Annotated in this window: 21 protein-coding genes and 1 pseudogene; 7 read left to right on the plus strand and 15 right to left on the minus strand. The window is 44.9% G+C overall.

Features of this window, described 5'->3' with window-relative positions; genetic code table 11:
- Nucleotides 1–74: 74 nt before the first annotated feature.
- Both ACQ5DJ_RS24445 and ACQ5DJ_RS24450 read right to left on the minus strand, forming a co-directional pair.
- Nucleotides 75–677, minus strand: coding sequence for an MSMEG_1061 family FMN-dependent PPOX-type flavoprotein (locus ACQ5DJ_RS24445; RefSeq protein ID WP_429844693.1), 603 nt, complete (start codon nucleotides 675–677; stop codon nucleotides 75–77).
- A gap of 35 nt (nucleotides 678–712) precedes the next feature.
- Entirely contained in the window at nucleotides 713–1,093 is a 381-nt protein-coding gene (locus tag ACQ5DJ_RS24450; RefSeq protein ID WP_429844694.1) for a MerR family transcriptional regulator, read from the minus strand.
- 115 nt (nucleotides 1,094–1,208) lie between these two features.
- Here ACQ5DJ_RS24450 and ACQ5DJ_RS24455 point away from each other — a divergent pair, with 115 nt between their 5' ends.
- Nucleotides 1,209–1,970 carry an SDR family NAD(P)-dependent oxidoreductase gene (locus ACQ5DJ_RS24455; RefSeq protein ID WP_429844695.1) on the plus strand — a complete coding sequence of 254 codons (762 nt, stop codon included), beginning with the start codon at nucleotides 1,209–1,211 and terminating at the stop codon, nucleotides 1,968–1,970.
- A 57-nt stretch (nucleotides 1,971–2,027) separates the two neighbouring features.
- Here ACQ5DJ_RS24455 and htpG read toward each other — a convergent pair whose 3' ends face one another.
- Nucleotides 2,028–3,908 (minus strand): molecular chaperone HtpG, encoded by a 1,881-nt coding sequence (gene htpG / locus ACQ5DJ_RS24460; RefSeq protein ID WP_429844696.1) that lies wholly within the window; start codon nucleotides 3,906–3,908, stop codon nucleotides 2,028–2,030.
- Nucleotides 3,909–4,089: 181 nt separating this feature from the next.
- Nucleotides 4,090–4,431: a winged helix-turn-helix transcriptional regulator gene (locus ACQ5DJ_RS24465; protein ID WP_429844697.1), complete on the minus strand. Its 342-nt coding sequence runs from the start codon at nucleotides 4,429–4,431 to the stop codon at nucleotides 4,090–4,092.
- A 105-nt stretch (nucleotides 4,432–4,536) separates the two neighbouring features.
- Between ACQ5DJ_RS24465 and ACQ5DJ_RS24470 the strand changes: the two genes are divergently transcribed.
- The gene (locus tag ACQ5DJ_RS24470; protein WP_429844698.1) at nucleotides 4,537–5,394 is read left to right on the plus strand and encodes an arginase family protein; all 858 of its coding nucleotides are present in this window, start codon (nucleotides 4,537–4,539) and stop codon (nucleotides 5,392–5,394) included.
- Nucleotides 5,395–5,477: 83 nt separating this feature from the next.
- Here ACQ5DJ_RS24470 and ACQ5DJ_RS24475 read toward each other — a convergent pair whose 3' ends face one another.
- Both ACQ5DJ_RS24475 and catA read right to left on the minus strand, forming a co-directional pair.
- A complete protein-coding gene (locus ACQ5DJ_RS24475; RefSeq protein ID WP_429844699.1) occupies nucleotides 5,478–6,641 on the minus strand; it encodes a PstS family phosphate ABC transporter substrate-binding protein in 1,164 nt (387 codons plus the stop codon).
- Between the two features lie 81 nt (nucleotides 6,642–6,722).
- Nucleotides 6,723–7,382 carry a type A chloramphenicol O-acetyltransferase gene (gene catA, locus ACQ5DJ_RS24480; RefSeq protein WP_429844700.1) on the minus strand — a complete coding sequence of 220 codons (660 nt, stop codon included), beginning with the start codon at nucleotides 7,380–7,382 and terminating at the stop codon, nucleotides 6,723–6,725.
- A gap of 192 nt (nucleotides 7,383–7,574) precedes the next feature.
- On the opposite strand from catA, the gene ACQ5DJ_RS24485 reads away from it, so the two are divergent.
- Entirely contained in the window at nucleotides 7,575–8,405 is an 831-nt protein-coding gene (locus ACQ5DJ_RS24485) for an S-layer homology domain-containing protein (protein ID WP_429844701.1), read from the plus strand.
- A 79-nt stretch (nucleotides 8,406–8,484) separates the two neighbouring features.
- Here the strand turns inward: ACQ5DJ_RS24485 and ACQ5DJ_RS24490 are convergent, their stop codons facing one another.
- Nucleotides 8,485–8,892 (minus strand): VOC family protein, encoded by a 408-nt coding sequence (locus ACQ5DJ_RS24490; protein WP_429844702.1) that lies wholly within the window; start codon nucleotides 8,890–8,892, stop codon nucleotides 8,485–8,487.
- 215 nt (nucleotides 8,893–9,107) lie between these two features.
- Here ACQ5DJ_RS24490 and ACQ5DJ_RS24495 point away from each other — a divergent pair, with 215 nt between their 5' ends.
- A complete protein-coding gene (locus ACQ5DJ_RS24495; protein ID WP_429844703.1) occupies nucleotides 9,108–9,845 on the plus strand; it encodes a cyclase family protein in 738 nt (245 codons plus the stop codon).
- A gap of 87 nt (nucleotides 9,846–9,932) precedes the next feature.
- On the opposite strand, the gene ACQ5DJ_RS24500 is transcribed toward ACQ5DJ_RS24495, so the two are convergent.
- The 4 genes from ACQ5DJ_RS24500 to ACQ5DJ_RS24515 all read right to left on the minus strand — a co-directional run bounded on the left by ACQ5DJ_RS24500 (nucleotide 9,933) and on the right by ACQ5DJ_RS24515 (nucleotide 15,297).
- Nucleotides 9,933–11,306: an ATP-binding protein gene (locus ACQ5DJ_RS24500; RefSeq protein ID WP_429844704.1), complete on the minus strand. Its 1,374-nt coding sequence runs from the start codon at nucleotides 11,304–11,306 to the stop codon at nucleotides 9,933–9,935.
- The gene (locus ACQ5DJ_RS24505; protein ID WP_429844705.1) at nucleotides 11,293–12,000 is read right to left on the minus strand and encodes a response regulator transcription factor; all 708 of its coding nucleotides are present in this window, start codon (nucleotides 11,998–12,000) and stop codon (nucleotides 11,293–11,295) included. The genes ACQ5DJ_RS24500 and ACQ5DJ_RS24505 overlap by 14 nt, the downstream gene beginning before the upstream one ends.
- A 50-nt stretch (nucleotides 12,001–12,050) precedes the next feature.
- Nucleotides 12,051–14,057 (minus strand): serine hydrolase, encoded by a 2,007-nt coding sequence (locus ACQ5DJ_RS24510; protein WP_429844706.1) that lies wholly within the window; start codon nucleotides 14,055–14,057, stop codon nucleotides 12,051–12,053.
- Nucleotides 14,058–14,265: 208 nt separating this feature from the next.
- Complete coding sequence (locus ACQ5DJ_RS24515; RefSeq protein WP_429844707.1) at nucleotides 14,266–15,297, minus strand: LacI family DNA-binding transcriptional regulator; 1,032 nt, start codon at nucleotides 15,295–15,297, stop codon at nucleotides 14,266–14,268.
- 336 nt (nucleotides 15,298–15,633) lie between these two features.
- On the opposite strand from ACQ5DJ_RS24515, the gene ACQ5DJ_RS24520 reads away from it, so the two are divergent.
- Nucleotides 15,634–16,686 (plus strand): 2,3-butanediol dehydrogenase, encoded by a 1,053-nt coding sequence (locus ACQ5DJ_RS24520; protein WP_429844708.1) that lies wholly within the window; start codon nucleotides 15,634–15,636, stop codon nucleotides 16,684–16,686.
- A 103-nt stretch (nucleotides 16,687–16,789) separates the two neighbouring features.
- Here ACQ5DJ_RS24520 and ACQ5DJ_RS24525 read toward each other — a convergent pair whose 3' ends face one another.
- The 3 genes and pseudogenes from ACQ5DJ_RS24525 to ACQ5DJ_RS24535 form a co-directional block, all read right to left on the minus strand.
- Nucleotides 16,790–17,005, minus strand: a complete 216-nt coding sequence (locus ACQ5DJ_RS24525; RefSeq protein ID WP_429844709.1) for a hypothetical protein — start codon at nucleotides 17,003–17,005, stop codon at nucleotides 16,790–16,792.
- A gap of 9 nt (nucleotides 17,006–17,014) precedes the next feature.
- Nucleotides 17,015–17,860, minus strand: coding sequence for an alpha/beta fold hydrolase (locus tag ACQ5DJ_RS24530; protein WP_429844710.1), 846 nt, complete (start codon nucleotides 17,858–17,860; stop codon nucleotides 17,015–17,017).
- Between the two features lie 382 nt (nucleotides 17,861–18,242).
- Nucleotides 18,243–18,779 (minus strand): annotated as a pseudogene (locus tag ACQ5DJ_RS24535) (ATP-binding cassette domain-containing protein); the annotation flags it as partial.
- An 87-nt stretch (nucleotides 18,780–18,866) separates the two neighbouring features.
- Here ACQ5DJ_RS24535 and ACQ5DJ_RS24540 point away from each other — a divergent pair.
- Nucleotides 18,867–19,028 carry a hypothetical protein gene (locus ACQ5DJ_RS24540; protein ID WP_429844711.1) on the plus strand — a complete coding sequence of 54 codons (162 nt, stop codon included), beginning with the start codon at nucleotides 18,867–18,869 and terminating at the stop codon, nucleotides 19,026–19,028.
- Between the two features lie 74 nt (nucleotides 19,029–19,102).
- A complete protein-coding gene (locus ACQ5DJ_RS24545; RefSeq protein ID WP_429844712.1) occupies nucleotides 19,103–19,342 on the plus strand; it encodes a helix-turn-helix domain-containing protein in 240 nt (79 codons plus the stop codon).
- Between the two features lie 55 nt (nucleotides 19,343–19,397).
- Here ACQ5DJ_RS24545 and ACQ5DJ_RS24550 read toward each other — a convergent pair whose 3' ends face one another.
- A complete protein-coding gene (locus ACQ5DJ_RS24550) occupies nucleotides 19,398–19,799 on the minus strand; it encodes a DoxX family protein (RefSeq protein ID WP_429844713.1) in 402 nt (133 codons plus the stop codon).
- Between the last annotated feature and the right edge of the window lie 57 nt (nucleotides 19,800–19,856).

The raw sequence follows: 19,856 nt of genomic DNA on the forward strand, positions 1-19,856 counted from the left end.
AGTCCCCTATAGGCAGACTTTTTTAAGTGTCTACTCTATAGGGGACAGTTTACTCATTCAAGGTTTTTTCTTTCTTATTCTTTTTCATTCAACGTAACACCATTGATTTTCAAATGCGCACGAAACATTTCCAGCATCGAAGGCATTGCCTCTTTTTCTGGCCATGAATCCGTTTTCCACAAGCTCGCTTGTTTAAATGCGCGCGGGCAATGGAGGAAGCACTCCTCTACCTTCACGATCACACCTATGCCGCTTGTTTTACCCTTCCATTCTTGCGCAGCGAGTAGCTCTGCATCTTTTGTAATGCGGGCTGATCCGTTAATTCGCAACACTTCTTCCAGACCTGGAATCAGGAAAATCATACCCACCTGCGGATTGGCAATCATATTCAGCAAAGAGTCGACCCGTCTGTTCCCCATTCTCTCTGGAAAAATAATATGGTGATCATCCAGCACTTTAACGAAACCGGGCTCGTCGCCTCGCGGGGAAACGTCACATCTCCCGGAAGCATCTGCTGTAGACAAGAAAAACAGCGGCGACATGGACACATAATGGATCACATGCGACTCAACCTGCGCGATGCTTTTTTTCACAACCGCCTTGTGTGGTTCTCCTACCAAGCTTTTTAGTTCGTCTGCACTGGTTATGAGATCTTTTACTTCCAACGGATTCCACATAGGTTTTGCTCTCCTCTCTCTGTGTATTTCCCTGCTCAGTCTGCCGCTATTCTGGCTGCTCGTTTACTGATGAAATCTTTGTAAGCAACAATCTTACGTTCTAGCATATCATCCACATCGTTTAACGTTTTAATTTGTTGCTCAATATAGCGTTTATGTTCTTCTAAAAGACTCAATCGAGCTAAGGTCGTATGTTCTCCTTCTAAAAACAGGGAAGCGTACTGCTTTATTTTGGAGATCGGCATTTGCGTTTCTTTTAACTTGATAACGAATTGCAGCCATCGAATATGTGAATCGTTATATCGCCTGTCACCACTTTCATTGCGATCCGGAATAATTATTTTTTCCTTTTCATAATAACGCAACGTATGTGTGCTTATCCCTAATAGCTGTGCCACTTCACCAATTGTGTACATAAGAAACCTCCGGATTGATCTTATACCCTTGACTTAGAGTTTACTCTAATCAGTATAATCAGCTCATCGTTACTTCTCAATGAAAGCTAGTGAATAAAATTCAGGAGGGATTTTCATGAAATATACGGTTATTACGGGAGCAAGTTCAGGAATTGGCTTTGAAACCGCTCTGGCATTTGCTGCTCGCGGAAAAAACTTAATTCTAGCAGCTCGCCGAACGGAAGAATTAGAAAAGTTAAAAGCGAAAGTGGCTGACGTGAACCCAACATTGGATGTAGTCATTCGATCTGTTGACTTGAGTGTGAGTGCCAATGTCCATGAGTTTTATGACAGTCTAAAAGATTATGAGATCGAGACTTGGATCAACAATGCAGGGTTCGGGAACTTTGCATCTATCGGGGAACAAAACTTGAATAAAATCGAGTCCATGCTTCATTTGAATATCGAAGCGCTCACCATTCTCTCCTCTCATTATGTTCGCGATTATGCAAATGTAGAAGGCACGCAAATCATCAATATTTCTTCAGGCGGAGGCTACAAAGTCATCGCCGATGCCGTGACTTATTGCGCAACGAAGTTTTATGTAAGTGCCTTTACGGAAGGTCTGGGACAAGAATTGATTGAGAATGGTGCAGCCATGCGAGCAAAAGTCTTGGCACCTGCTGCTACAGAGACCGAATTTGCGCAGCGTTCCTTTGGTATTGACAGTTTTGATTATGCTGGTGCATTATCAAAATTCCATACAGCGGCACAAATGGCTGGCTTCCTGCTCGATTTATATGACAATGATAAGATCGTAGGAATCGTAAATGGAGTAACCTATGAATTCGAACTACGTGATCCCATCTTTACGTATGTACCGAAGGCTAGAGATTAATCGGGATGTTGCTGACAAAAAAAGAGGATGCGCCAGTCGCACCCTCTTTTTCTTGCCTTACACCATGACTTTGCAAATGTCGTTCGTAAACTCTACCGGGTCTTGAATCGGCAAGCCTTCAATCAAGAGAGCCTGATTGTACAGGAGAGCCGTATACAGATTAACCTTTTCCTTGTCTGTGTCAAATGCACCCTTCAACGACTGGAACACCGCATGGTTCACATTGATCTCCAGTACCTTGTCTGCCTTCACATTCGGATTGTTCGGCATCGCATTCAAGATTTTTTCCATTTCGATCGTTACTTCACCCTCTGTCGACAAGCAGACAGGGTGTGACTTCAAGCGTTTGGAGGCTTTTACAGCTTTGACTTTTCCTTCGAGCAGCGATGCCATATAGTCGAACAGCTCTTTGTTGTTCTCGTTTTCGGCTTCGGCTGCTTTTTCCTCTTCGCCCGGTTCGATCCCCAAATCCCCGCTCGATACGGATTTGAATTCCTTTTCCTTGTAGTTCATCATCATTTTGATCGCGAACTCATCGACGTCATCTGTGAAGTACAGGATTTCGTAACCTTTTTCGGATACGAGCTCTGTTTGCGGCAGCTTTTCGATTCGCTCGATCGACTCCCCAGATGCGTAGTAGATGTACTTTTGATCTTCTGGCATTCTCTCTACGTACTCTTCTAGCGTCACTAGCTTTTTCTCTTTGGAAGAGTAGAACATCAACAGGTCTTGCAATGTTTCCTTATGCGTTCCGTAGTCGCTGTACATGCCGTATTTCAGCTGTCTGCCAAACGAATTGTAGAACAGCTCGTATTTTTCCCGCTCTGTTTTCAGCAAGCTTTGCAGTTGGCTTTTGATTTTGCTCGTGATGTTTTTCGCAATCAGCTTCAATTGACGGTCATGCTGCAGCATCTCACGGGAAATGTTGAGCGACAGGCTCTCGGAGTCAACCATCCCTTTGACAAAGCTGAAGTAGTCTGGAAGCAGGTCCGCACATTTGTTCATGATCAGTACACCGTTCGCATACAGCTCCAGACCTTTTTCGTACTCCTTCGAGTAGTAATCAAATGGCATGCTCTCTGGGATGTACAAAATCGCCTGATAAACAACGGCTCCATCTGCACTGATGTGGATGTGCTTAAGCGGCTTGTCGAAGCCGTAATGCTTGCTCGCATAAAACTGCTCGTAATCCTCAGTCGTCAGCTCGCTTTTATTTTTTCGCCAAATCGGAACCATGCTGTTCACGATTTGTTCTTCCGTCACTTGTTCGTACTCGTTTTCGCTGCCCTCTTTTGGCTTATGCTGCGTAACGTCCATTTTGATCGGGTAACGAATGAAGTCAGAGTACTTTTTGATAATCGCTTGTAAACGGTACTCTTCCAAAAACTCGTCGTAATTCTCTTCTTCTGTATTCTCCTTGATTTCGAGAATGACTTCGGTCCCGACGGAATCTTTGTGATAAGGCTCGATCGTGTAGCCATCCGCACCGCTGGACTCCCATTTGTACCCAGTGTCGCTGCCCAGTGCTTTACTGATGACCGTAACCTTGTCGGCAACCATGAAAGCCGAGTAGAAACCTACGCCGAATTGACCGATGATGTTGTAGCCATCCTTCGCGTCGTTTTCTTTTTTGAACGCCAACGAACCACTCTTCGCAATGACACCCAGATTATTTTCCAACTCATCCTGCGTCATACCGATCCCGGTATCTGTCAGGGTCAGCGTTCTGGTGTCTTTGTTAACTGCTACTTTGATGTAATAGTTCTCTTTATCAAACACCAATTGATCATCAACGAGCGATTTGTAGTAAATTTTGTCAATCGCGTCACTCGAATTGGAGATCAACTCTCGCAAAAAGATTTCCTTTTGTGTGTAAATAGAATGGATCATCATTTCTAACAAACGTGTAGATTCTGCTTGGAACTGCTTTTTTTCCATGAAAATACCCACCCTTCCGGACTTCTTATGTATACCTCTTTCAATGTTAGCACTCTCATCTCGCGAGTGCTATTCACTATTTTTATAACAGTCTTAGATTTTTCTGTCAATATGATCCAGCTGTTCAAGGTTAATCACTCATCCAGCACTGGAATTGCATAACGCGTCAGAAAAAGAGGATTTAATTATTTTGGTTTTTTACTCCCCACTCACATAGCTCTTCCAAAACGGGTAATAATGTTTTCGCTTTATCCGTAAGACTGTACTCGACTTTAGGTGGAACTTGAGGATACTCTTTCCGTTTCACCAAACCATCCGCTTCCAATTCTTTTAATTGTGAACTTAGTGTTTTATAAGTAATAGCTCCTATTTGTCTTTTCAGATCATTAAAGCGAACCGGTTGGTTTTCTGCTAGAAGATAAATAATAACCATTTTCCATTTACCACCGATAACTGACAATGTATAACCAAATGGTGTATCTTGAATATTTTTCACTTTCCCTTTATATTCAGCCATGCTCATATTTACACTATCCTTTCCGATAGTACCTATCATTAAAGACCGTACTACTTTTTTATTTTTGGTCAGACTATACTAACCTTACTTTGAAGTAAAGGAGAGACAAACATGACTAAAAAAACAATACGCCTGTTAATGCCGCAATGGCAAGGGGGAAATAACCCTAACTACTCTCTTGGAGCCGAGTTGCTTGCGTGGCTAGCTCCGGACAATGATCAACCCCTTATTCATATACCAGTTCGAGCTTATGATGGAACTCCGCTTGAAAACGAGAACGGTACTTATGGGAGAAAACAACTACTTGAACAAGTAGAGGCTGCTCATCATATCATTGATGCTCATAAGCCAGATCGGATTGTGATGTTTGGCGGTGACTGCTTGGTAGAGCAAGCTCCATTTGCGTATTTAAACAAACGATACGGTGGTGAATTAGGTTTAATTTGGATCGATGCTCACAGTGATTTGGTTAGGATTGTTGGGTATGACTACGGACATACATTACCTCTTGGAAATCTTTTAGGAGAAGGAGATGAAGAGTTCGTAAAACATGTGGAAATCCCTCTAAAGCCTGAAAATATCTTTATGGCGGGATTAGAAGCTCCTACAGAGCAAGATTCAGAAATCATTCAAAGGCTTGGTATTAAAACAGCGGGAACGAAAGAGTTAATGAAAAGTACTGAATCTGTAAAAGAGTGGATAAAAGAAAGTGGCATTAAGCACCTAGCTATCCACCTTGATTTAGATGTCCTTGACCCAAAGGCATTCCGCTCTTTATTATTCGCCAACCCTGAAGCACCTTATCATCTTTCTGCTGCGGGAACAATGCAAATCCCTCAACTACTTCATCTGATTAAAGAACTATCTGAAGAAACAGATGTAGTTGGATTAGGTATTACTGAGCATATGCCGTGGGATTCTATTAACTTGAAGAAACTGCTTGGAGAAATACCTATTTTAAATAAGTAAAGTTCAAGAGCTTGAGAATGAAGATGGATAGAAACAGAAACCCTCGGGTCAATTGCCCAAGGGTCTCCTTCGCTTGCTGATGATTATTTCACCGGAATATAACCCGTTTTTTCTACTAATTCCTGTCCCTGTGGAGACAAAATCCATTCAATCAGTTTCTCGGCATTCGGACTGTCCGTCCCAGCTGTCACTGCGTAAAACTCGGCCGCAAACGGATACGCTCTGTTTTTTATCGTTTCCTTATTAGGCGTAACCCCATCAATTGCGAGTAGACGAATGTTACCATTTCGCACCATCTCTGTGGCATAAAACAAGAACGAGTAACCGATGGCATTCGAATAATTTTTGTAGTTGGCTGCTTGCTCAATGATTCCGCCCATTCCAGTTACCACGTCCTCTTGTGGCGCGGTCATGAGCTCTTTATCCCCCATGATCTTCTGCACCATCGTCTGACTCCCACTATTTTCTGGACGCTGAAAGGCGCGAATGAGCTCAAAGCCGCCCCCGACTTCATCCCAAGAAATGATGTCTCCCGCATAAATGTCCTGAATTTGCTGGGTAGTGAGTCCCTGAACAGGATTCTCTGTATGGACGAAAAAGACAAAGACTTCCCTACCGATTGGTGTCAGCTTAAGCTCTACACCCTTTTCTTTTGCTGCTAGGAGCTGTTCCTCTGAAGGACCTGCTGCAAAGATGACATCGACTTTGCCATCCAGTAAGTTTTCGTACGCTTTTGGCGTCTTGCTTACCATGACTTCACTGTCGTAGAGGTCGTATGCTTTGTCGGGATAAACAGCCTGCACAAAGGAAGCGTAAAGAGGATACAAAGCCGTCGCCCCATCTATTTTGGGCAAATCAGACTGCAACGACAGTGTCGCTGGTTGATCAAGCTTTTGAATTTTGGAGTCTGCACCAAACGGTTTATACTGTTCCAGATCGACCTCCGCCTCACTGACCACAGGAATGCTGTTATGGTAATAGCTGCTGATCTCATATCCTGCAACTGGCAGGGTACAAAAGAGAAAATAGACAAAGAGGGCTCGGTTCCATAACCGACTCTTTTGCGGGGCGAACATTTGTCCGATGATGTAGATGATAAAAACGACCGTCGTGACAGCCACAAGAAGGGAATAAACTCTTCCCTGTGCGTTTAAGGCAGTCATCACCACCGCCACGACTCCGATCACAGTGATGATCGCACCTAAAACGATACATCCAAAGATTTTCCCAACCAATTCTTTGTTCACTCTTTCTCCTCCCAGTTCTCCTACCGTTATTATAAATGATTGGAAGAGATTAGGAAGGAGAAGCATACCAAACGAGCCAATTCACTCGACACCTATCCATTCCTTGTAATTAGTTGCCCATTTTTGCAAATCATTGATGAACAGGCTGGCGTGATATCCATCACAAACCGCATGATGGACCTGCAAAGAAACAGGCAATAACATTTTGCCTTCTTGCTTGAAATACTTTCCGCTTGTAATGATTGGCAGCAAATACCGCCCATCACCCGAAATATTCAAATTAAACCCACTGAAGCTAACCCAGGGAATACACGAGACAGGGAACGTATAAGGCGGTTCCAGTTCTTTCGCCACAAGACCTTTGTTGTCCCCGAACTGTTTCATATCCGCTACGTAATTTTGATAAAACACGGGGAACTCGTCAGCGAATTCCGTCCACATCGTAGAAAACGTTTGATCGTCCTGGTGAAAAAAGGTATAGCTGGGTATCATGCTCTCCCAATAGCCCAACTCGCCGTCGGTATGAAAGGAAGTCCGAAATTCACGATGCACATTGACAACATTCGTCACCATATACAGAAAAGCCGGGTACAGCTTCATCCCCTTTTGCCGTAGAGCGGGGAGCAATTCCGTTATATCAATATTGGCAGTCATACTGAACGTGCAATTCACTCGGTTCAGATAATGCTCGAAATAAGGCTTTCTGCTCCAATTATCTAGATCAATTCGCTGAAATTTCATTGGATATCCCTCCTAAAATCGAAAACATGATGATTTTAGGAGGTGATTCTGCGTGTCCTTTTCATAACACCATCCCCTTCTTCTCCCCTCCAGCATACCATTTACATCTCTTTCTGACATCAGCCTGTGTATAACTGTCGTGTTTAAGCAGAATTAGGGAAGGGAAAAGGAAAGGGATGGTAAAGGAGGAACATGATGAAAAATATCATTTTATGCTTAGCTCTTATCGTTTCTATTCTTTTTTCAACTCCCGTGCCTGTACAAGCCAGCCAGTTCAGCGATATCCCGGATGGACATTGGGCTCGGGAATCGGTTGATTTTATGGTGAAAAAAGGTGTATTAAGCGGCTATTCCAATGGAGCCTTCAGACCGAATGAGGCGATTGACAGAGCCGAACTGACTGTTATGTTTCATAAGCTGTTTAATAAGCTACGTCCGAATCTTAATCCCTCTTACCCGGACATGAAAATACAGAAGTTTGAAGACGTTCCCAAAAATCATTGGGCCTATCAGCCATTGATGGAAATGTACAGCGCAGACGCCCTTGGTGTTGTAGACTGGTTTGGATCAAAAATTTACGTCTATCCCGAAAGAAAAGTGACTCGCTGGGAAGCTATGTACATCTTCCAATCATTTTTTAGTCAAAAGATGCATCAAATGCCCGACGTTCAAGTTTTGCAAATACTTGCCGGAATTGATGACATTACCGTGCAGTCGTTTGACTCAACTGGGTATTCATCCCCTTATCCTGGTTCAACTGCTGTGGATTTAATCGAAAGCGACGAATACACGATTAGCTATAGTCACCTCAACACTGGAGAAATTCTATTTGCCAACCGTGGCGGAGACGCATTAAAAGCTTATGCACTTGCATGGCTTGTGGGCAATAACATCATGAGTACGTGGGGAAACGAATTGGAAATACATGATCCCCTCACACGAGCGGAGGCAGTGGTGATGCTGCACCGCACTTACAACGTCTTATTAGCAGACGGTTCTCTATCAGCTTATACGAGTAAATAACCCCCGCCCAAACTCTCATTTTGAGAAAGGAGCCCCCATTCGGAAGGCTCCTTTCTCAGCATTTTCATCTTTACCTCATCTACATTTTACTCATATCCATATACAGCACATTCCACCGATGACCATCCAAATCAGCGAACCCTGCTCCGTACATACCCGGACCATGCTCTCGCGGCTCACTGAAAACAGTTCCCCCAGCCTCTACCACCTGACCCATCAATTCATCCACTTCTTCTCTACTCTCGGCATCGATCGAAAACAACACTTCCGTTCCGTGCTTCGTATCTGCCAGCTCATTTTGCGTAAACGATTGGAAGGTAGCCTCCGGGAACAGCATAATCAGCATCTTTTTTTCGCCGATCACCAAGCCCGCTACATCTTTGCTGTTCTCATGGCGCGGATGAAAAGAGAATCCGAGTGCGGCAAAAAACGATTTGGACTTTTCGAGGTCCTTGACGGGCAAGTTGATCCAAAGCTCTTTTGTCATGGGAATTTCTCCTTCGCGTTTTGGTTGGATAATACTTTTTATTCTCCTTTAAGAATGCAGAATCATGCTTGAAGACTTCTTCCCGATTGCTATTATTAATCAAACCGTTCATTTGTATTATCCGATATTGACACTCGGAATTAGAACCGATAAAGTATTGGATAAACTCGGTTGTATAAGTTCGAAAATTCAAAAAATAACATTGAGGTGGGCACATGGGAAACGAGCTGATTCAAGCAATTACCCTGTTAAAACAAAAAGAATGGGTGGATCTCACGCACACATTCGGTCCGGAGTCTCCGCACTTCCACGCCTTTGACGCCGCCGAATTCCAAACGCTGTTCACGCATGACGACGGCTTCTTTGCTCAGCGCTTCTCATTTCCTGGACAGTATGGTACGCACTTAGATGCACCGATTCACTTTGTGCGCAATAAGCGTTACTTGGACGAGATCGAACTAAAAGAACTCGTATTGCCGCTCGTCGTCATCGACAAATCAAAAGAAGCCGAAGCCAACAACGATTATTCGCTTTCGGTGGAAGACATTTTGCATTTTGAAACCGAGCATGGTCAAATCGAGAGCGGTTCCTTCGTCGCCTTGCGTACAGATTGGAGCAAGCGCTGGCCAGATGTGGAGGCTTTCAACAATAAGGATGCAGATGGCAACAATCACGCTCCCGGCTGGTCATTGGAGGCATTAAAATTTTTGTTCGAGGAAAGACAAATCAAAGCAGTCGGTCACGAAACCTTCGATACGGATGCGACGATCGATTACCGAAAAAACGGAGCACTTTTGGGTGAATATTTCGTCCTTGATCAAGACACCTATCAAGTAGAGCTGCTCAAAAATCTCGATAAGCTCCCGGCAAAAGGCGCTGTCATTGTAAACATTACACCAAAGCCTGAAAAAGCCTCCGGGTTTCCAGTTCGCTCGTTTGCGATTTTGCCATAACGTTCTTCTTTCTATCATGCGCAGCTCATTTCGCTGCGCTTTTTGCTTGGTGATTACTGCTTTCTTTCTTTCTTTCTTTCCTCCCGCTCATTCAAGAGGCAACGTTATTTTAAAAAGAGTCGTATACCGTTGATTCCTTTCCAAATGAATTGTACCCCGATGTAACGTTATAATTTTTTTACAAATGGCTAGACCGAGTCCTGTGCTATCTTTCACAGGATTACTCCCTTTTATGAACTCTTCAAAAATATGTTCTCTGACATTCTCCTGAACACCAATACCGTTATCACCTAACCACAAAACAACACCGGTTTCTATTTTCTCACATGAAACGAATAGCTGCGTTCCCGGAGGATTATGTTTTAGTGAGTTACCGATCAAATTCGTAATAACGCGGTTCATATGCATTTTGTCGAACATGACAAACAGCGGCTCCTCTGGAATTTTCACATCCAGCTGAAATCCCCTATCTTCTATTTCCGGATAAAATTCCGCAACAAGCTGCATAAACCACTTACTAATATTCACCTTTTCTTGATCCAGTCTCACGTGCTGGTCTTCCAGCTTTGCCAGCTCGAACAAATTTTGAATCAAATGGGCCATATAAGACGATTTGTCGTTAATATATTGAACATACTGACGCCTTTGCTCTTCTTCTAGCTCCGGCCTATCCAGCAACAATTGAGAATAACCGAATACGGAGGTAATCGGCGTTTTCAGATCATGAGACAAATGCAGCAGCATGTTTCTTTTGTTGTTCGCTACCGCTTCTTTCTCGGCAGAGGTCTGTTGTAGTCGTTCTGCCATTCCGTTAAATGCTTCTCGGATTTCTGCAAATTCCATTTCAGCCGAAAATGTAAGCCTCTTCTGATAATTGAAGCCTTCCATTTCTTTAATGCCCTCTACAATTTGCCGGAGAGGCTTCTTCATCTGCAAGACGGAGTACCGGGTATAGAAATAAAGGGCGATGAACAACAGAACGGCAAACAACGCTATAAAGATTCCAAGCGCCAATGATAGATTCCGCTGGGGAATTTTCCATAACAGAACATAGTTCTCACCCTCTGGCCCTTGCACTTGATAGGCATGGTAGAAAATTGAATCATCATTTCGCAATATGTCCACTTTAGCGTACAGCATTCCATCGCTGTATGTCATGATATTGTCTTCCTTGTTGCCTTTTACATAGATGACTGTCCCCGATTCATCCACGATCTCGAACCAGCCGCCGTATTCGTCTATCAACCGACCATCCATCTTCTCAAAAGGGTACTGATATATTTTACTGCCATCCACTTGGGTCAAATCGGGCGTTTTATCAAAATAGTTGTTTATCAACAGGTCTGTCCCCAAAAGAGCAATCATAATCGTACATAAGAACAAACCGCTTATCACAACATAGTGGCGAAAAAACAGTTGTTTTAACGGTCGCTTTTCGGGGGTGCTCTCATTTTTTTTCAAAACGGTAGCCTAACCCCCTGATCGTAATAAGATAAGTCGGCTTTCTTGGGTTATCCTCAATCTTCTCCCTGAGTTTGCTGATATAGACCATGATTAGGTTTTCATCCCCTATGTACTCCTGCCCCCAAATATGCTCATAAATGGACGCTTTTGTAAAAACTCTACCCGCATGCTTCATCAGTAATGACAAAATCTTGAACTCGTACGATGTCACTTCTTTCTGCTGTCCATTTTTGTACAGCTTACAGCTCATCAAATCGAGCATGACATCGCCAACTTGTATGATTTCATGGTTCTGCTTTTCACCTTTAGAAAATACATCCATTCTTCTGAATAACGCTTGAACTCTGCTGACGACTTCTATGGGGTTAAAGGGCTTCCCCACATAGTCGTCAGCGCCAAGCTGAAGTCCCATAATTTTATCCATATCGTCCGATTTCGCGGACAGGAACAAAAACGGAACCTCGGAAATATGTCGCATCTTTCTTAATAACTCGTATCCATCCATCTTCGGCATCATAATATCAGCAATAACCAGATCGATTTGCACGTTTGAGAATACATCCAGCGCATCAACCCCATTACCTGCTTCATACGTAGCAAACCCGTAATTTTTCAAATAAATACTGAGTAGTTCACGAATTTGGGCTTCATCGTCGATGATCAGTATCGTTTTGATTGTACTTCCCTCCATCGCCTCATGTCGCAACGAAGCACAAACAAGAAGTCACGGCTTGTTGTACACTAAAATAATTGGTCTGCGAACCGAGATAGTAACGCAGCCGCTTCTTTCCTTACCATCAGCTGCTCTGATTTATAATCGAGACTGCCATCTCTGTCTTTCACCACTTCTGGTCCGTATAATCCTTTTGCCACTACGAAATGGACTCCCTCTAAAGCCCAAGCATCTGTCCTACCACTCAACTTGGCTTTTTTCGGTTCTGCATGAAGATAGCCAAATGCCATGCGCCATACGATGGTTGCTGCTTCTTGACGCGTCAATGGCTCGTTCGGATAAAATTTGCCATCAGCAGATGCTTTTAGTAAACCTAACTCGTAAGCTGCTTGAATTTCCCGCGCATACTTGTTACCTGAAAGATCCGTGTAAATCGGTTTATGCTTTGATGGAGCAATGCCACTCCACTTGATGAACCAGCCAACAAACTCTCCTTTCGTTATCTGTTGTTCGGGCGAAAAGCGATTGTCTCCTTCCATTTCAGCAAAGACACCGATCTGGCTCAGGTGATAAATATAGGACGCATATGGATGGTCATTCTCCACATCCTGATAACGTTGCGGCTCAGGCATTTTTTCTGCCCAACTATCTGGTTTTAACTCGTAATAGAAAGCCTGCACATCTCCGTGATCGTTCAGCTTAAAAGCAGCTCTAATGCCTTGCTCATCCTGGAATAAGAGTGGCTCCACTTCATATAGGACATGTTCTCCCAGCGGGTCTTTTACAATGAGTTTGCCGCCTTCAGCACGTATACGAGTCGTCCACATCCGGTTTCGCAAATCGCTGTATGTCCCTTCAAACTTCGTGAGTTCTTGTTTCTCTAACTCAAACGCTCCCCTTTTCTGCTCATTTTTCGGGTAGTAATGATCCATAAACGCTTTAATCAAAGGCATACGAATTTCGAAGTCCTTATTGACTGTAACAAATACTCCCACTTTTTCTTCCGGGATCAACCACATTCCAGTATGGTATCCTTCTGAATCACCTGCTTTTTCAATGACATAATGTCCATTGTAATTTTGCTGGTTGGCATATTCGAAACCAAGCGCCATGTTATTCAGCTTTGGATGCACGGAAAGATGAGGTCTCTGCATTTCTGCCGCCGTTTCTTCTTCCATAATCGTCGCATTCCCAAGCTTTCCTTTATTGAGATGAGCAATCATGAATTTAGCCATATCAGAACCAGTTGAGAGCATTCCACCACCTGGAAACTCAGTTGGTACCGTTGCATAAGTCGAGATCGGCTGTCCGATAAGATTATAAGGCACAGCCAACTCTTTGACTATTGAGGGTGTAAGTCGAAAATCACTATTTTCCATGCCAAGTGGCTTAAAGATGCGTTCCTGCACGTATTCACCAAATGGTTTTCCTGCTACTTGTTCTACAACATAACCTTGAATGGTGAAGCCGAGGTTGTCATATCTGTAAAACTCTCCTGGCTTGCGAATGATATTTGGGAGATTGTCCATCACGTATTTCTTTAAAGAAACCTCCCGTTTCAAGTCGGTTGTTGAAGAGTCAGAAGTGTCTCCAAAGTCAAATCCAGTGGCGTTCATTAACAGATGTTCCATTGTAAGAGGAGTGCCTGTCTTATTCGGAATCCGGGCATCCCCCATATATGCGGATACATCTTTGTTCAAATCTATTTTTCCTTGCTCCGCCAACTGCATAACGGCTGTAGCTGTAATAACCTTGGATACTGACGCTACACGAAATACGGTGCGATCAGGATCGACCGGAATCTTCTTCTCTACATCCGCATATCCATACCCTTTTTTCAAAAGGACTTTGTCTCCTTTTACAACTACAAACGTAGCTCCTGCCATGTTGTTCTTAATTTCTGACCGGTTAAAAAATTCATCTACAAATTGCTCTACCTCTCTCGGATCATCCGGCCCAGATACAGAAGATGCGAACACTTTGGTTGGAGAAACAACTCCGCTTACAAGGCTGACGCTCATAGTAGTTACAAGTACAGTCGCCATTAATGTCTGTAACTTCGAAAACATTTTCATAAGATTGCTCCTCTCCCTTGCCCTTATTTCCTTCCCTAGAAGAGTAAACAAACAATCTTAATCGCATTTCTATACAACCTTAATAGAACCTGAATTTTTTGCTTGTTGTTTCCGGTTCGCTCGTTTGCAATTTTTCCTTAAATCAAAAGCCGAGGAAACATCAGGTATCATCACCTGTCTATCACTCGGCTTTTCATCTGAAAAAGACCTACGTATCCAATGGCGATTTACGGATAACCGCCACACTGGACTCCCTCACAATCAGTCGCGGCTCGAACTGTACGCGCTCGTACGCTCCTGCCCCCTGCTCTCGAATCCGTTTCAGCAAAAGCTCAGTCGCCAACCGTGCCACCTCTTCCCCCATGATCGAAACAGAACTGATCTGCGGAGTGGTAATCGTCGTCCACACATTGTTGTCAATCCCCACGATCGCGACATCTTCTGGCACGCGTACTCCAAGCTCCTTGAACCGATTCACGATCCCGATTGCCACCATGTCATTGACCGCATAGATAGCATCTGGCATGTTTTTTAGGCTATAAAAGTAATCAGCAGCACGAAGGCCCGTCTCAAACGAGAAGTCCTCACCAAAATACACCAGCGAAGGATCGACGTGCTGTAGCGACGCCTCATAGGCAAAATACCGCTCCTCGATCTTGTCCTTCGGCGCACCTGCATAAGCGATTCGCGTACGGCCAATTTTGATCAAATGCTCCATGACGAGTCGACCTTCTTGACGGGCCATACTGACTACATCTGCTTTCACATTGTCTTCGAGCTTTTTCCCATAGTTAATAATCGAAACCGGAACACTCGCTTTGTTAATCATCTGGACCAACGTCTTTGGATAGGCGAGCGGCATGATAATCAACCCGTCTACATGCAGCTTTTTGACCTCACGCACAGTCTCAAGCTCCATTCGGGCATTTCCGGCTGTATTAATTTGTACGACGCGGTAGCCATGCTGCTTGGCCGCTTGTTCAACCGACCAAGCGATATCTGGAATGATCGCATTGCGAATGTCAGGAACAACCAGTGCGATTTGATAGGTTTGGCGCACCTTAAGACTTTGCGCAGAAGTGTTCGGAATAAACCCCAGCTCGTCGATCACCTGCAAAATCATCGCTTTCGTCTTCGGGCTGATCCCCCCGCTATCATTAATGGCCCTTGATACCGTTGCGATTCCTACACCCGCCTTCTTCGCTACATCTTCTATTGTCACTTTATTTTTTGTATCCAACGCCTTGCTTTCCTTTCCATATCGGAATCGTTTTCTATGTTTCCGAGCTAAAATGTGTTTTCCTACCGCTATTATAGCATACACAAAACCAATGGTAACAAGGCGTGAGCAAAACATAGCAGGCAACTCAGAACCTGTTGCACAACACGTATACATCTTCTCAACCGAGCTAGAATCAGCATCCTCTTTTCAACCGATTGCACATCCCCTCAACGCTTGCCTAGGAAATCAAAATTGACAAGATGCCATACTTATGACATATTATTTTCGGAAACGTTTCCTATTTTACTTGCTGAATTTCATATAGAATCCAAATCGAACGAGGAGATGGCAGATATGAAAGCGTTACGTTGGCATGGTTTGAAAGACCTCCGTTTGGAAACCATTTCGGAACCGATTGCGTCCAAAGGTAAAGTGAAAATCAGAGTCGAGTGGTGCGGTATTTGCGGAAGCGACTTGCATGAATACGTGGCTGGCCCGATCTTCATCCCACAGGGAGCTGAACATCCACTTACAGGCGAAAAAGCCCCGATCGTAATGGGGCATGAATTTTCCGGACAAGTGGTGGAAACCGGGGAAGGCGTGAACAGAATCAAGGTTGGCGATCGCGTCGTTGTCGAGCCGGTTTTCGCTTGCGGAACATGCGCTGCCTGCAGACAAGGCAAATACAATCTTTGTGAAAAAATGGGCTTCCTCGGTCTGGCCGGCGGTGGTGGCGGCTTCTCAGAATACGTGGCTTGCGATGAGCACATGGTCCACAAAATCCCAGACAGTCTCTCTTATGAGCAAGGCGCTCTTGTGGAGCCATCAGCTGTAGCCCTTTACGCTGTCCGCTCAAGTCAGTTGAAAGCTGGTGACAAAGCAGTCGTATTCGGTGCCGGTCCTATCGGCTTGCTTGTCATCGAAGCACTGAAAGCAGCAGGTGCGGCTGAGATTTATGCAGTGGAGCTGTCCCCCGAACGTAAAAACAAGGCAGCTGAGCTGGGCGCCATCGTCATCGATCCAAAAGAATACGACGTAGTCCAGCAAATTCACAACCGGACAAATGGCGGCGCAGATATCGCCTTTGAAGTCACAGGCGTGCCTCCTGTCCTCACGCAAGCTATCGAATCTACCAAAATCGCTGGACAAATCATGATCGTCAGCATCTTCGAAAGAGAAGCGTCAATCAAACCGAACCACATCGTCATGAAAGAGCGCAACATGACAGGCATCATCGGCTACCGCGATGTATTCCCTGCTGTCATCAGCCTGATGGAAAAGGGCTTCTTCCCTGCGGACAAGCTGGTCACCCAGCGCATCAAGCTTGACGACATCGTGGAGCATGGTTTTGAAGCACTGCTGAAAGAGAAAAACCAGGTGAAAATTCTCGTTAGCCCGAAAGCATAAGCGAAAACAATTTCAACAAAATCATTCCGCTACAAAAAAACGGAGAGAAAGCAGGGTTATTCCTGTTTTCCACTCCGTTTTTTCTTGTTACCCTCTTCGATTTTTAACCTTGCTGTCTGGTAGGAGCCAGTGCGATCTCGCGAATGTTGACGCTTTGCGGTTGACTAAAAGCAAAATAAATCGTTTCTGCCACCGTTTTTGGGTCTAAACCGCCATTAATCGAATGCTTCCAATCCGTATAATTGTCTTTGATCGTCTCGTCCGTGGTGTGGCTCAGCAGCTCCGTTTCGACGACTCCAGGAGCAATCGTCATGAACATTGTGCTGGGCTACTGTTCCTTTTCTTGCGTATGCTTCAAAATCGCTTCGATGACGACATCCCACTCCCCATGTGGAAGCTCATGCCCGGTCCCTTCCAACGTGAGCAAATCTGCTCCCGGAATGGTGTCCGCAAGATGTAAGGCATGCGCGAAAGGGATGAGCAAGTCTTCTGTACCGTGAATCACGAGTGCTGGTACAGCAATTTCACCTGTCCTCATCAAGTACGTTTCACCGGACGTCACAAAGGCGTGGTTGTTCTTACTCGCATAATGGTTGCTTCTGGCGATATCGATTTGGGCCAATTCACGAACGCGCACCTCGTCAAAAGGATGCTTGGAACCGATCAAAACTTTCGAACTCGCCACGGCAACCTCTAAAACCTCCTGTTCATTCTCCCAATTGATTTCGCCCATATTGCTGAAATACTCCATCAGCTTCGAATCAATTGGCGGGAGGTCAGGAGCAAAATTCGACGTTGCGTGCAAGCTGATCGTGTGAACTCTTTCTGGATGTCGCAATGCCATGATTTGCGTCAACATTCCACCCATCGACATACCAACGATGTGCGCCTGCTGTACGCCGAATGCATCTAGAACGTGAACAGCGTCATCTGCCATATCTTCAAATGTATAGCCTGGTTGCCCAACCTCATAGGTCGTGGAGCGTCCGACATCCCGATTATCAAAGCGAATAACAAAGCGTCCAGCGTCGGCTATTCGCTGACAAAATTCTTCCTCCCACCAAACCATGGACATCTGGGCTCCCATAATCAGCAAAATCGCCGGATCTGTGGGCTTCCCAAAGCTTTCCGCACATATTTCCACACCGTTCACTTTTAAGATCTGTTCTGCCATTGTAAGGTTTCCTCCTCAACGAACGAAAATAAAAAAACACAGGCTAGTCTGCCTGTGCTTACGTCATCGAAAAAGGAAGAAGAAACGAAAACCATGTACATCAGATACCAGTATCTGATTGTACAGGATTGGTTCCATTCTCTTCGCAGATCATGCAAATAGAGGAGGTCATCACGCTTGCCTTCCTCACTCTATATGCCCATGATTCAATTGGGTTACCGTAACGGCAATCCATTTTTCGATTCGTATGCACACAACATAGCCTTTTCACGCTATTTCTTCGATTGTGTTGTGCGAATAAAGTATCGAAAAATTAATTTGCCACACGTAACCCTCCGTCCCTGATAAGTTGTGACCATCCTATCACACGCTTTTTCATCTGTCAACGATTGGCAGTTTCAACGGTTGTTCGTATCCCTGGCTCCGCATAGATCTTCCCAACATCTCGAGTAAGCCGCAACTCAACCACTTGATCACATGCCAGCTTGGAAAGAATCTGGTCATGCGTGATAATGACGACCGTTTTGCCTGCTTCAGCCAGCTTTTTCACCCATGCGGCCACCTTCAGCACTCCATCGCCGTCAAGTCCACTTGTCGGTTCATCCAGCACAATCAGTTCTGCCCGCGAGCAATAAGCTGCTGCCATCGTGACCCGCTGCTTCTCTCCACCGGATAATGACGCCGGATGCCGATCGCGAAGTTCTTCATTCAAGATTTTTCCCAACACGATTTCGTTTCCGACACTGTCTGCGTAGAGTTGGTAGTCCGCATCCTGCATCACCAAATAGCTCGCAGCTCGTCTTTTGCTGGGAGACAGTGAACGACCTCGGCTGACAAGCGTGCCTTTTCGCTCACGAAGCAGACTACATAAAATTTTGCATAGGGTCGTCTTGCCCGTAGCGTTCTCTCCAGTCAACGCAAAAGCAAATATCCAGTAGAGTATAAGGACCTACGATCGTCCTTTATTACGGTAGATGGGATGACGAATTTCTCGGAGCTAGTTTTCTTGCTCCGACAGATACGGAATTTTCGGAGAACGGGAATTGCCGCAAAGCTGTACTACGAGGGAAAAGTCGCAGAAGCAGTATCGCTGATCGTGGAAAAGGCAAAAGCACAAAAAAAACGCATCCAACCAAAAGCATATCCCGACAGGATTTGGACGGCCTGACAGCTGTGACCGCCTACATAGACGATCACTTCGCATCCGAAATACACTTGGAGCACCTCGCCCGGATCTCCTGCATGGGACTTACCAAACTGAAATACACTTTTAAGCAAGCGAACCAATGCACCATTACCGAATATATCCAAAACAAGCGAATGAATCACGCCGAGCAACTGCTTACGAGCACCGATTTACACATTAATCAGATTGCGTATATCGTGGGCTACCATAACTCCAGTCGCTTCTCCCAGCTGTTTCGCAAAAGTACCGGGTTGTTGCCTACCGATTACCGGAGATTCACGGTTACAACCAAATAGAATTATAAAAAAAGCTGTAGCCGATGATCTGGCTACAGCTTCTATTTTGTGTTTATCATTTCTCTCCTTTGGCAGTGAAAAGCAGTTTTCGCACACGCTCATCCCGCAGCCACAATCCGCCCCACATCAAAATCGCGAGGTAGACAGCAAACAGCGTATGGGAAAAGAGTGGCGCGTCTACACGGATCTGGGTAGCGACGACCCCACCGAAAAATCCAGTTAACAGAAGTGCACCCAAAACTGCTGTCCGTGGTATCGCATACAGCACCGTTGATACGAGGGCGAGAATTCCAATCAAGCCAATGTGATGCTCCGCGTAGCCGAGTACGAGAGTTCCCTCTACGACAGGAGCAGGCTGGATGAGTTTGAATACACCGTCAAAAAGCATAAAAAGAATGACAAGCCCGCTCATAATCCGTGCAATCCACAGACGTGTTTTGGAAATTTGACTCCGCATGGGGGTCCCACCTTTCATTTTTTTCCTAAGCAGATCGTAGCACAATCAAAGCGGAGA

Origin of the sequence: Brevibacillus sp. FIR094 (assembly GCF_050477165.1) — a bacterium.
Lineage (GTDB): Bacteria > Bacillota > Bacilli > Brevibacillales > Brevibacillaceae > Brevibacillus.

Coding starts and splice junctions, on each gene's coding strand:
- ACQ5DJ_RS24445 (WP_429844693.1), bottom strand. CDS start 677: ATGTGGAATCCGTTGGAAGTAAAAGATCTCATAACCAGTGCAGACGAA.
- ACQ5DJ_RS24465 (WP_429844697.1), bottom strand. CDS start 4,431: ATGAGCATGGCTGAATATAAAGGGAAAGTGAAAAATATTCAAGATACA.
- ACQ5DJ_RS24450 (WP_429844694.1), bottom strand. CDS start 1,093: ATGTACACAATTGGTGAAGTGGCACAGCTATTAGGGATAAGCACACAT.
- ACQ5DJ_RS24525 (WP_429844709.1), bottom strand. CDS start 17,005: ATGTTCATGACGATTGCTCCTGGAGTCGTCGAAACGGAGCTGCTGAGC.
- ACQ5DJ_RS24490 (WP_429844702.1), bottom strand. CDS start 8,892: ATGACAAAAGAGCTTTGGATCAACTTGCCCGTCAAGGACCTCGAAAAG.
- ACQ5DJ_RS24485 (WP_429844701.1), top strand. CDS start 7,575: ATGATGAAAAATATCATTTTATGCTTAGCTCTTATCGTTTCTATTCTT.
- ACQ5DJ_RS24510 (WP_429844706.1), bottom strand. CDS start 14,057: ATGAAAATGTTTTCGAAGTTACAGACATTAATGGCGACTGTACTTGTA.
- ACQ5DJ_RS24505 (WP_429844705.1), bottom strand. CDS start 12,000: ATGGAGGGAAGTACAATCAAAACGATACTGATCATCGACGATGAAGCC.
- ACQ5DJ_RS24470 (WP_429844698.1), top strand. CDS start 4,537: ATGACTAAAAAAACAATACGCCTGTTAATGCCGCAATGGCAAGGGGGA.
- ACQ5DJ_RS24520 (WP_429844708.1), top strand. CDS start 15,634: ATGAAAGCGTTACGTTGGCATGGTTTGAAAGACCTCCGTTTGGAAACC.
- ACQ5DJ_RS24530 (WP_429844710.1), bottom strand. CDS start 17,860: ATGGCAGAACAGATCTTAAAAGTGAACGGTGTGGAAATATGTGCGGAA.
- ACQ5DJ_RS24495 (WP_429844703.1), top strand. CDS start 9,108: ATGGGAAACGAGCTGATTCAAGCAATTACCCTGTTAAAACAAAAAGAA.
- ACQ5DJ_RS24545 (WP_429844712.1), top strand. CDS start 19,103: ATGGGACTTACCAAACTGAAATACACTTTTAAGCAAGCGAACCAATGC.
- htpG (WP_429844696.1), bottom strand. CDS start 3,908: ATGGAAAAAAAGCAGTTCCAAGCAGAATCTACACGTTTGTTAGAAATG.
- catA (WP_429844700.1), bottom strand. CDS start 7,382: ATGAAATTTCAGCGAATTGATCTAGATAATTGGAGCAGAAAGCCTTAT.
- ACQ5DJ_RS24550 (WP_429844713.1), bottom strand. CDS start 19,799: ATGCGGAGTCAAATTTCCAAAACACGTCTGTGGATTGCACGGATTATG.
- ACQ5DJ_RS24455 (WP_429844695.1), top strand. CDS start 1,209: ATGAAATATACGGTTATTACGGGAGCAAGTTCAGGAATTGGCTTTGAA.